Origin of the sequence: Aliivibrio sp. S3MY1 (assembly GCF_028765575.1) — a bacterium.
GTDB lineage: Bacteria > Pseudomonadota > Gammaproteobacteria > Enterobacterales > Vibrionaceae > Aliivibrio.
Genome location: NZ_JARACO010000064.1, coordinates 1 through 1,964, shown reverse-complemented (window position 1 = coordinate 1,964; position 1,964 = coordinate 1). Strand labels below are relative to the sequence as shown.

General features: G+C 37.0%; 2 protein-coding genes. Both read left to right on the top strand.

The features are described from left to right. The first annotated feature begins 95 nt into the window (after nt 1-95). Entirely contained in the window at nt 96-440 is a 345-nt protein-coding gene (locus tag PVK62_RS17190; protein WP_065594926.1) for a type II toxin-antitoxin system RelE/ParE family toxin, read from the top strand. Nucleotide 441: 1 nt separating this feature from the next. Beyond that, nucleotides 442-717 (top strand): helix-turn-helix domain-containing protein, encoded by a 276-nt coding sequence (locus tag PVK62_RS17185; RefSeq protein WP_045103966.1) that lies wholly within the window; start codon nt 442-444, stop codon nt 715-717. Nucleotides 718-1,964: the final 1,247 nt, after the last annotated feature.

Genomic DNA, 1,964 nt, shown 5'->3' with positions numbered 1-1,964 from the left:
GTAAGTCAGTCTTTCGCACGTGTTATTGCGGCGTTAACTGTACAAAGCGAAAATTTCCAGCTTGCAAAAGTTCACATTGATGTTAACCTTTATGTATGAGAAATATTAATTTTTATACTACCGAAGACGGTAAATGTCCGATAGCTGAATTTTTAGATTCACTTTCGGGTAAGCAAGCGCAGAAAGTAGCTTGGGTACTTCAGTTAATTGAAGAATTGGACAAGATCCCAACGACTTACCTTAAAAAACTGGTTAATACTGACAATATCTGGGAAGTGAGAGTACAAGTCGGTGGGAATATATTTCGTTTATTAGGCTTTTTTGATGGTGATAACTTAGTTGTTCTCAATCATGGTTTTCAAAAGAAAACACAAAAAACGCCACCAAAAGAAATCAAAATTGCAGAGAATCGTCGTAAAGACTATTTAGCGAGGAAATAATATGAGTGACTTTAAAAAATATTTAGCTAACCGTAAAGCAAACGACATCGATTTTTCTGACGGATATGAAGAAGGTTACCAATCGTTTAAATTTGGTGCTTTGCTGAAAGAAGCACGTAAAGATGCAGGATTAACTCAGGTCGATCTAGCATCAAAGCTCCAGACACAAAAAAGTGCTATATCACGAATTGAAAACCATTCAGATGATGTTAAATTATCAACTCTTGAACGTTTTGCTTCAGCATTAGGTAAAAAATTAGAAATTCGCTTGGTGTAAGAAGTACAGTTAACAATCGCATCAACACGATTTACTACACTCGGCAATCTCAGTTTGCCGGGTGTTTCTCGTTTTAAGGCGTCAATATTAAGTATAATTGCATGGTAGTAAACGTGTTATGCAGGCGTTACACGAACTAAAGATTGCAGTTTTTTGGCTCAGTTTAGCGATTGAGCCGTTAGTTTTTTAGGGGTGAAAGTAGGGTGGATTTCCTTTTTCTTTGTTGCCTTTTAATATTCGTTTCATCAGGTTCGGCAATTGACCATTATTGCCAAAAGTTCATGGATTTCAGAAACCAATTCACGCTTCAATTGTTCATGGTTTTGCCTCATTTTATCCTGCATTCGTGCTTTGCTTGTAGCATTTTCAATCCCAATTGTTGTTGGGATATTTGGTTTATAAGCTCCAAACTTGCTGAAACCAAATCGTTCAAATGGTGCTAGAAAAAGGATTGCTTCGTTTCGCAGTTTTTGTAGTTGAACGGTTCTTTTGTTCGCTAAATTGGCTTTTGTAATTTAGAATTGGTTTCTAAATATTATTGGTAAATCAGTTCTTTACCAATTAAAGCGAAGCGTTGACAAAGATCGTGTAACAAAGCAATCAACACGATGCTAATTACACTCGGCGTTTGTGGTTTGGAGTGTAATTGGTTTTGAAAGTCGGTCGTTCGCACGTGTTATTGCGGCGTTATACGAACTCTGAGAATGCAGTTTTTTGGCTCAGTTCAGCGATTGAGCCGTTAGTTTTTTAGGTGTGAAAGTAAGGTGGATTTCCTTTTTCTTTGGTCCCTTTTGGTGTTCGTTTCATCAGGTTCGGCATTGAACTATTATTGCCCCAAATTCAGGCGTTTCAGAAACTAATTTACGCTTCAATTGTTCTTTGGTTATGCCTCGTTTTAACCTGCAGCAGTGTTTTCCTCTTAGCATTTTCAACCCCAATTGTGGTTAGGATATTTGGTTTATCAGCTCAGAAATTACTGAAACCAATTTGTACAAATGGTGTAAGAAAAAGGGATTGTTTCGTTTCACAGTTATTGTCGTTGAAGTGATATTTTGCTCGCTTAATTGAATAAGTCTAATTAAAATCGTTTTACAGCAAATCTCGGTAAATCAGTTCTTTACCAAGTTTATCGGAGCGAAAGCAAGGCTCGTATAACAAATGCATCAACACGATTTGCTACATTCGGCGTTGTCAGTTTGCCTTTAGTTTCAGTGATTAAGGCAGTAAAATTCAGCTAGGTCTGTATC